General features: G+C 69.3%; 9 protein-coding genes. 3 read left to right on the plus strand and 6 right to left on the minus strand.

Translation table 11 applies throughout. From position 1 onward, the window contains the following. The first annotated feature begins 164 nt into the window (after positions 1–164). Positions 165–644, plus strand: coding sequence for a GyrI-like domain-containing protein (locus F3J18_RS21945; protein WP_166914162.1), 480 nt, complete (start codon positions 165–167; stop codon positions 642–644). Between the two features lie 90 nt (positions 645–734). Here F3J18_RS21945 and F3J18_RS21950 read toward each other — a convergent pair whose 3' ends face one another. Both F3J18_RS21950 and F3J18_RS21955 read right to left on the minus strand, forming a co-directional pair. Next, a complete protein-coding gene (locus tag F3J18_RS21950; protein WP_025097731.1) occupies positions 735–923 on the minus strand; it encodes a hypothetical protein in 189 nt (62 codons plus the stop codon). A gap of 34 nt (positions 924–957) precedes the next feature. Next, positions 958–3,651, minus strand: a complete 2,694-nt coding sequence (locus tag F3J18_RS21955) for a heavy metal translocating P-type ATPase (protein ID WP_166914164.1) — start codon at positions 3,649–3,651, stop codon at positions 958–960. A gap of 88 nt (positions 3,652–3,739) precedes the next feature. Between F3J18_RS21955 and cadR the strand changes: the two genes are divergently transcribed. Next, a complete protein-coding gene (gene cadR / locus F3J18_RS21960) occupies positions 3,740–4,171 on the plus strand; it encodes a Cd(II)/Pb(II)-responsive transcriptional regulator (RefSeq protein ID WP_025097729.1) in 432 nt (143 codons plus the stop codon). Positions 4,172–4,267: 96 nt separating this feature from the next. Next, positions 4,268–4,879 (plus strand): PadR family transcriptional regulator, encoded by a 612-nt coding sequence (locus tag F3J18_RS21965; protein ID WP_025097728.1) that lies wholly within the window; start codon positions 4,268–4,270, stop codon positions 4,877–4,879. Positions 4,880–4,937: 58 nt separating this feature from the next. Here the strand turns inward: F3J18_RS21965 and F3J18_RS21970 are convergent, their stop codons facing one another. From F3J18_RS21970 to F3J18_RS21985, 4 genes are all read right to left on the minus strand, one after another. Next, positions 4,938–5,684: an ABC transporter substrate-binding protein gene (locus F3J18_RS21970; protein ID WP_166914170.1), complete on the minus strand. Its 747-nt coding sequence runs from the start codon at positions 5,682–5,684 to the stop codon at positions 4,938–4,940. A gap of 94 nt (positions 5,685–5,778) precedes the next feature. Then, positions 5,779–6,933 carry a pyridoxal phosphate-dependent aminotransferase gene (locus F3J18_RS21975; protein ID WP_166914166.1) on the minus strand — a complete coding sequence of 385 codons (1,155 nt, stop codon included), beginning with the start codon at positions 6,931–6,933 and terminating at the stop codon, positions 5,779–5,781. 276 nt (positions 6,934–7,209) lie between these two features. After that, positions 7,210–8,349, minus strand: coding sequence for a branched-chain amino acid ABC transporter substrate-binding protein (locus F3J18_RS21980; protein ID WP_025097725.1), 1,140 nt, complete (start codon positions 8,347–8,349; stop codon positions 7,210–7,212). Positions 8,350–8,446: 97 nt separating this feature from the next. Then, on the minus strand, positions 8,447–8,802 hold a 356-nt coding region (locus tag F3J18_RS21985), incomplete at its 5' end, for a hypothetical protein (RefSeq protein WP_166914168.1).

The following is an 8,802-nucleotide window of genomic DNA, read 5'->3' on the forward strand; positions in this document are numbered from 1 at the left end:
GAGTCATTAATCGAGGCGTTATCGAAAATCGGCAAAGGTGGGCGGGGCGGCGGATGCTGCCGATTGCGCGGGTCGTAAGGCTTCCGTAGGATGAGCGGCGGCATGGCGCCGGTGGTCGCGCGTGCCGGCCGATCCATCACGACTGATTCCGGGGACCTTCCAGCATGACGAATTCGCAGCTCGACATCCGCCAGCTCGCGCCGCTCGAGGTAGTCGCGGCCGCCCATATCGGCCCTTATGCCGAGATGCATGCCGCATTCTCGCGCCTGGCCGCCTGGCTCGACGAACAGGGCCAGTTCGGACCCGATACGCAATGCCTGGGCATCTTCCACGACGATCCCGAGACGGTGCCGGCCGCACAGTTGCGCTCGCATGCCTGCTTCGCGCTCGGCGAGGGGACCGCGGCGCCGGCCTTGCCCGGGCAGTTCGAACACCTGACCATCTCGGGCGGCCCGTATGCGGTACTGATCCATCGCGGGCCCTATGCGCGGCTCGGCGAATCGTATCGATGGCTGTTCCAGGAATGGCTGCCCGCATCGGGACACGCGCCGGCCGAGGCGCCTTCGTTCGAGCGCTATCTCAACGCTCCGCGCGACACGCCGGCCGAGCAGTTGCTGACCGAGATCTGCCTGCCGCTGCGCTGAGCGGCGCGCACAGCGAGCCGGACCGTTTATCCACGGCTCGCTGTGGATAAGCCGGCATTCAGCGGCGCATCGCGCATTGCGCTGACCGGCTCAATGCACGCGCGTGCCGCATCGCGTGCACATGCGCGAGGCCGCTTCCAGCGGCGCGCGACAGCGGCGGCAGACCGCCGGCCGGCCTGCATCGCCCGAACGCAGTTGGGTGAAGCGCTGCCCCGGCCGCGCGGCATGGCCGCCCAACGCGCCGCGCAGCGTGTCGAACCAGCGGGAGAAACGGTTCATCGCGAGCGCCTCCTTCCCGATGCCGCCGTGCCCCTCAGCGCGAGGCGCGCAGCAGCCGCAAGCCATTGCCGACCACGATCAGGCTCGCGCCCGCGTCGGCGAACACGGCCATCCACATGGTGCCCAGCCCGGCCACGGTGAGGCCGAGGAACACCGCCTTCACCACCAGCGCGAAGCCGATGTTCTGCACCAGCACGCGGTGCGTGGCGCGCGACAGGCGCACGAAGGCGGGGATCTTGCGCAGGTCGTCGTCCATCAGCGCGACGTCGGCCGTCTCGATCGCCGTGTCGGTGCCCATCGCGCCCATCGCGAAGCCGATGTCGGCGCGCGCCAGCGCCGGCGCGTCGTTGATGCCGTCGCCCACCATCCCGACCGCGCGGCCCTGGCCCGACAATTCCACCACGGCGGCCAGCTTGTCTTCGGGCAACTGGTTGCCGCGCGCATCGTCGATGCCGACCTCGCGCGCGATCGCCGCGGCCGTGTGCGCATTGTCGCCGGTCAGCATCGCGGTGCGGATGCCGAGCGCGTGCAGTTGCTCGATCGCCTCGCGGCTGGTCTGCTTGACCGTGTCGGCGACCGCGAACAGGCCGAGCACGCGCGTCGCGTCGATCAGCATCACCACCGTGCGGCCCTTCGATTCGAGCGCGGCCACGCGTTCGTCGAGCGCCGCCGAGGCGCGGCCGAGCTCGACCGCCAGGCGCCGGTTGCCGAGCCAGTAGGCGGCACCGTCGACGCTGCCGCGCACGCCGCGGCCCGGCAGCGCCTCGAAGCCCTCGACCTCGGCGAACGGCGCGCCGGCGCTGCCGCGCTCGGCCAGCGCCGCGGTCGCGATCGCCTGCGAAACGGGGTGATCGGAGCGGCTCGCGAGGCTCGCGGCCATGAAGGCGATCCGCTGCGGCTCGAGATCGTCGGCCAGGATCTCGACGTCGGTGCGCACCGGCTTGCCGTGGGTGAGCGTGCCGGTCTTGTCGAGCGCGAGCCAGCCGAGCTTGCGGCCTTCCTCGAGATAGACGCCGCCCTTCACCAGGATCCCGCGCCGCGCCGCGGCCGCCAGCCCCGAGACGATGGTGACCGGCGTCGAGATCACCAGCGCGCAAGGGCAGGCGATCACCAGCAGCACCAGCGCGCGATAGACCCAGTCGTGCCAGGACCCGCCCAGCAGCAGCGGCGGCACCACCGCGACCAGCAGCGCGATCGCGAACACGATCGGCGTGTAGACGCGCGCGAAGCGGTCGACGAAGCGCTGGGTCGGCGCCTTGGCGCCCTGCGCCTCCTCGACGGCGTGGATGATGCGCGCCAGCGTGGTGTTCGAGGCCACCGCGGTGACGCGATAGTCGAACGAGCCCGATTCGTTGATGGTGCCGGCGAACACGGCGTCGCCGGGTGCCTTCTCGATCGGCAGGCTCTCGCCCGTGATCGGCGCCTGGTTCACGCTGGAGCGGCCCTCGACCAGCTCGCCGTCCAGGCCGATGCGCTCGCCGGGGCGCACGCGCACGATCGCGCCGAGCGCGACCTCGGCCGCCGCCACCGACGCCCAGCTGCCGTCGGGCTGGCGCACCGTGGCGGTATCGGGCGCGAGCCGCATCAGGCCCTGGATCGCGTTGCGGGCGCGATCGAGCGACTTCGCCTCGATCAGCTCGGCGATGGTGAACAGCACCATCACCATCGCCGCCTCGGGCCACTGGCCGATCAGCATCGCGCCGGTCACGGCGATGCTCATCAGCGCGTTGATGTTGAGGTTGCCGTTGCGGATCGCGATCCAGCCCTTGCGATAGGTGGTGAGCCCGCAGATCGCCACCGAGGCCAGCGCCAGCAGCGCGGCGGCCCAGGTCGGCAGGCCGGCCCAGGTGACGGCCTCGGAAGCCAGCGCGGCGACGCCGGCCGCGACCAGCGGCCAGACCGGCTTGGCGGGCTCGGCGACGGGGCCGCCCGCCTTGGCGTCGGCGGCGCCGGCCAGCTCGGGCGTCATGCCGAGCGTGCGGATCGCCGCGGCGACCGAATCGGCCGCGCCCGGCGTGTGGACCACGGTCAGCATGCGCTGCATCAGGTTGAAGTCGAGCGTCGCCACCGAGGCCATGCCGCCCAGCTTCTTGCGGATCAGCGTTTCCTCGGTCGGGCAGTCCATCTGCATGATGCGGAAGGCGGAGCGTTCCTGGCCGTCGGCCAGGCGCTCGGTGCCGGGCAGCGGCGCGAGCGTCAGCGCGGCGGGGGCGCAGCAGTCGGCGCCGTGGTCGTGGCTGTGGGCGGCGTGGTCGTGGTCGTGGTCGTGGTCGTGGTCGTGGTCGGCGTGATTGTGCGCGGCGTGACCGTGGCCCGCATGATCATGGTTCGAAGGGTCATGGCCCGCGTGATCGGCGGCGGCATGCCCATGGCTGCCGTGCGGCGCGGCGTGGTCGTGCCCCGCATCGTCGTGGCCGGCATGCGCGTGATCATGCTCATGCGAATGCGCCTCGCCCGAACAACAGGCATCGGCACGTTCCGGCGCGGCGGCGAGCGCGAGCTCGGCCTGCCTGGCCGGATCACGGCGCGTCCATTGGATCGCCTGGCCCGGCGCGGCGGCGGCGCGGGCATCGGCCGGCGCACGGGCATGGTCGTGGTCGTGCCCGCAGCAAGCCGCGCCGGCGCCATGCGCATGCGCCTCGTGGCCGGCATGGTCGCCGGCCGCCACCGCCTGCGCCTCGCGCGCCTCGACGCCGATCGCGTCCTTGCTCCGATTGCTTTCGCTCATCACCTTCTCCGATGCCTGATTGCTTGACGGTGTAGAGTTAACACCCTGAAGCCACTTCAGGGTCAACCGCTACCGCCAGGAGAATCTGATGAAGATCGGCGAACTCGCGAAAGCCGCCCGCTGCACGCCGGAAACGATCCGCTTCTACGAGAAGGAGGGTCTGATGCCGGACGCCGAGCGCACCGACGCCAATTACCGGCGCTACACCGAAGTCCACGTCGAGCGCCTGCGGTTCATCCGCAACTGCCGCGCGCTCGACATGACGCACGACGAAATCCGCGCGCTGCTGCGCCTGACCGACGACCCCGCCGATCGCTGCGATTCGATCAACACGCTGCTCGACGAACACATCGGCCACGTCAATGCGCGGCTGGTCGAACTGCAGCACCTGAAGGCCCAGCTCAGCGAATTGCGCGAGCAGTGCCAGGGCGATCACACGGTCGAGGATTGCGGCATCGTGCATGGCCTCGCGACCATGGAAACGCCGGAGGCGCCGGCCAAGCGCACCCACGTCGGCTAGGCGCGCCCGCAACCGGCACCCGCGTTCGTCATTGCGTCAATTCATGACCAGTCATAAAATCACTAGTCACAAATTGATGATGGATTCGACTGGCTCATGCCGAAATTTTCCCCTCTCGCGCTGGCCGTGCTGGCGATGCTGACCGAAGCGCCGATGCACGCCTACCGGATCCAGCAGCTGATCAAACTGCGCGGCAAGGACGAGGTGATCAACGTCCGCCAGCGCAACAGCCTCTACCAGACGCTCGAGCGCCTGCTGCGCGACCACCTGGTGGTGGTCCACGATACCGAGCGCGACGGCATGTTCCCCGAGCGCACTATCTACGCCGTCACCGAATCGGGTCGCAACACCGCGCGCCAGTGGCTGCGCGAGCAGCTCGCGCAACCGGCCCGCGAATTCCCGGCGTTTCCGGTCGCGCTGTCGATCCTGCCCTTGCTGTCGGTCGAGGATGCGCGGCGCCAGCTCGAGGCGCGCATCCTCGCGCTCGAGGAGGAACTCGAACGGCTCGAGGCGGCCCGCAACGCGGCACTCGCGATGCAGATCCCGCGGCTGTTCCTGCTGGAGAGCGAGTTGCTGCAGGCCACCGTCGAGACCGAACTCGACTGGGTGCGCAGCGTGGTCGGGCACCTGAAGGTGGGGGCGCTGACCTGGAGCGAGGCCTGGCTGCGCGACGTGGCGGCACGCCTGGCCGAGGCCGATCCCGATTGAGGCGGGATGGAGCGGAGCGGGGCGGCACGAGATCCATGCGCGCCCCATCTCATGCTCGCTACTTCGTCGAGATGTCGATATCGCCGAAATACTTGCGGCCCAGCGCCTGCACGGTGCCGTCGGCCTTGAGCTGCTCGATGGCCGCGTCGAGACGCGCCTTCAGCGCCGCATCCCCCTTGCGCAAGCCGAAGCCGATCCCGTCGCCGAGGATCCGGTCGTCGCGCACCGGCGCGCCGACGAAGGCGAAACCCTTGCCGTCGGGCCGGGACAGGAATCCGCGCTGGCCGGCCGGCGCGAGCACCAGGGTGCCGTCCAGGCGCCCCGAAACCAGGTCGGCATAGACCTGGTTCTGGTCCTGGTAGGAGACGATCGACACATCCGCGTTGGCCCAGTGCGCGTTCGCGTAGGTTTCCTGGATGGAGCCCTGCAGCACGCCGATGCGCTTGCCCTTCAGCGATTCCGGCGTCGGCTGCAAACCGCTGCTCGCGCGCGCGATCAGCTGCGTCGGCACGCGATAGATGATGGCGGTGAAGGCGATCGCCTGGCGACGCTGCGGCGTCGCGTTCATGGCCGAGTTGATCGCGTCGAACTTGCGCCCCTGCAGGGCCGGGATCAATCCGTCGAACGAGGTCTCCACCCACTTGCAGTCGAGCTTCGCAGTGCGGCACACGGCATTGCCGACGTCGATGTCGAAGCCCTGCAGCGAGCCGTCGGCCGCCTTCGATTCGAACGGCGCGTATTGCGCCTCGACGCCGAAGCGCAGGTTCTGCGCATCGGCCGCCCGGGCGGCGCCCGTGAGGCTCATGGCAGCCGTCGCGCCGAGCGCGCAGGCGAACGCGCTGACGCGCCGCCGGTTCCATCCAGTCATGCTGATCTCCTTGCAGTCTGCGGGATTCGGATCAGAGCGCGCGCAGCCGGCGCGCGCCCTCGACGAGCGTCGCGTCGTCCTTGGCGAAGCTCAGGCGTATCACGCCGGTCTCGGTGCCGTCCGCGTGGAACGCCGACAGCGGGATGGTGGCGACGCGCGCGTCGCGAATCAGGCGCAGCACGAAATCGCTGTCGCGCTCGTCGGAGAAATCGCGAAAGCGCGCCAGCATGAAGAAGCTGCCCTCGCTGGGCAGCAGCTCGAAGCGCGAATCGGCCAGCTCGCGCGCCAGCAGGTCGCGCTTGGCCTGGTAGAAGGCCGACAGCCCCAGGTAGCTGGCCGGATCGGCCAGCGCCTCGGCGAAGGCGATCTGCATCGGCGTATCGGCCGAGAACACCATGAACTGGTGGACCTTGCGGATCTCGTCCATCAGCGCGGCCGGCGCCAGGCAATAGCCGACGCGCCAGCCCGTCACGTGGAAGGACTTGCCGAACGAGGAGACGATCACGCTGCGCTCGGCCAGCGCCGGGCGGCTCGCCATGCCGAGGTGGCGCGCGCCGTCGAACACCACGTGCTCGTAGACCTCGTCGGACAGGATCACGATGCCGGTGTCGCGCGTGAGCCGCTCGAGCCGCGCGAGATCGTCGGCGCCGAAAATGGTGGCGGTGGGGTTGTGCGGGGTGTTGACGATGATCATCCGCGTGCGCGGCGTGAGCGCGGCCGCCACCTCGTCCCAGTCGATCCGGAAGGTTTCCGGCGAGAGCTTGATGGCCACCGGCACGGCGCCCTGCATGCGCACGATCGGCGCGTAGCTGTCGAACGAGGGCTCGAAATAGATCACCTCGTCGCCGGGATGCACCAGCGCGCTGATCGCGGCGTACAGGCCCTCGCTGGCGCTGGCCAGCACGGTGATCTCGCTGCCGGGGTCGTAGCGCGCGCCGCCCAGGCTCTCGGTCTTCAGCGCCAGCGCCTCGCGCAGCGCCAGCACGCCCGGCATCGGCGCGTACTGGTTGTGGCCGTCGCGCATCGCGCGCGCCACGCCCTCGACCAGCGCCGGGTCGGGCGCGAAGTTGGGCGCGCCCTGCGAGAGATTGAGGGCATCGTGTTCGGCGGCCAGCTTGCCGATCACGCTGAAGATCGTGGTGCCCACGTCGGGCAGCTTGGAGCGGGGCGCGAGGGCGCTCTGCATGGGACATCTCCTGCGGCGGAACCGGCCGCGCCGACGCGGCGGCGGCCTTACCGGGCGATTTAGCCGGAGACAAATTCCCCCCGCAATCGAATCCTCTGCATGGCCGCCATGAGGAAATTGCATGGCTGAACCGCACGACGCGATCCCGCGCCGCGATGCTCCGCGGCACGGCGGCCATGAAAAAACCGGCCGGCCGGCACGTCGTGACAACGTGCCGACCGGCCGGTCCGGTCCCGCGAGCCAACCCGGGCGGTCAAGCCGCCGGGGCTGCGAGGCTTACTTGCCGCCGATGCTCTTGAGCGGCTTCCACTCGCCCTTTTCGACCTTGTACATCGTGATGCCGCCGTTCTTCAGGTCGCCGCGCGAATCGTAGGCGATATGCGTCGAGGTCACGCCGGCCATGTCGGTCTGCGCCAGCACCGGCAGGTACTTGGCCGGATCGGTCGAGTTCGCCTTCTTCATCGCGTTGAACATCGCCATCGCGCCGTCGTAGGCGTACGGCGAGTAGGTCTGCACGTCCTCGCCGAAGCGCTTCTTGTACTTGTCGGCGTAGGTCTTGCCGCCCGGCATGTCGTTCAGCGGCAGGCCGGCCAGCGAGGCGATGGTGCCTTCCGAGGCGTCGCCCGCGATCTTCAGGAAGGTCGGCGTGTGGACCATTTCACCGCCCATCAGCGGCGCCGTGACGCCCAGCGACTTCATCTGCTTGACCATCGGCGCGGCCTGCGAATCGGCGCCGCCGTAATAGACCAGATCCGGCTTGGCGGCCTTCAGCTTGGTCAGGATCGCCTTGAAGTCGACGGCCTTGTCGTTGGTGAACTCGCGATCGACGATGGTCGCGCCGGCTGCCTTGGCGGCCTTCTCGAACTGGTCGGCCAGGCCCTGGCCGTAGGCGGTGCGATCGTCGACGATGGCGATCTTCTTCATGCCGAGATCCTTCACCGCGAAGGCGCCCGCGACCGATCCCTGCTGCGTGTCGGAGGTCATCATCCGGAAGGTCGTCTTGTAGCCTTGCGTGGTGTACTCCGGCGCCGTCGCCATCGCGACTTCCGGGATGCCGGCGTTCGCGTAGATGCGCGAGGCCGGGATCGTGGTACCCGAGTTGAAGTGGCCGAGCATGCCCTTGATACCGTCGTCGACGAGCTTCTGCGCGACCGTGGTGCCCGTGCGCGGGTCGGCCTGGTCGTCCTGCGAGTCGAGCACGAAGGTCACCGGCTTGCCGCCGATCACGGGCTTCGTCGCGTTGAAGTCCTCGATCGCCAGCACGATGCCGTTCTGCATGTCCTTGCCGTAATGCGCCTGCGCTCCCGTCATCGGTGCCGCGAAGCCGATCTTCACGTCATCCGCGTACGCGGTCCCCGCCAGCGACATGACCGCAACGAACGTCGCGCCTGCCACTTTTTTCATCGTGTGTTGCATTAGCTTCTCCTAATACCAGGGTAAAACCAGGGTAAATGGAGCGGCTTCGGGTTTGCCGTGCCGCTTCCGTTTCGTCATGCCAACCAGCCGGGATCGCTCAGCCGATCGTCATCAGGTTCGCGTTACCGCCCGCCGCCGCGGTGTTCACGCTGACCGAGCGCTCGGTCAGCAGGCGCTCCAGCGCGTAATCCTCGTCGCCGTTCTCGAAGGCGCCGGCCGCCACGCCCTGCACCGAGACGATCGGACCGGGACGCTGCGAGACCTCCTTCACCAGCGCCAGCAGTTCGTCGCTGTCGCCTTCGAACAGCACCGCGTCGAAGCTCGCGTCGGCCTGCTTGCGCACCGTCGCCTGGCCCTTCAGCGAGGCCGGCAGCGCGGCGGCCAGCGCCTCGCCGGCGGCGCCCGCGAACAGCGCGCGGTTGCCGGTGGCCAGCACCGAGGCGAACTGCGCAC

The organism is Burkholderia sp. Ax-1720 (assembly GCF_011753035.1).
GTDB lineage: Bacteria > Pseudomonadota > Gammaproteobacteria > Burkholderiales > Burkholderiaceae > Burkholderia > Burkholderia gladioli.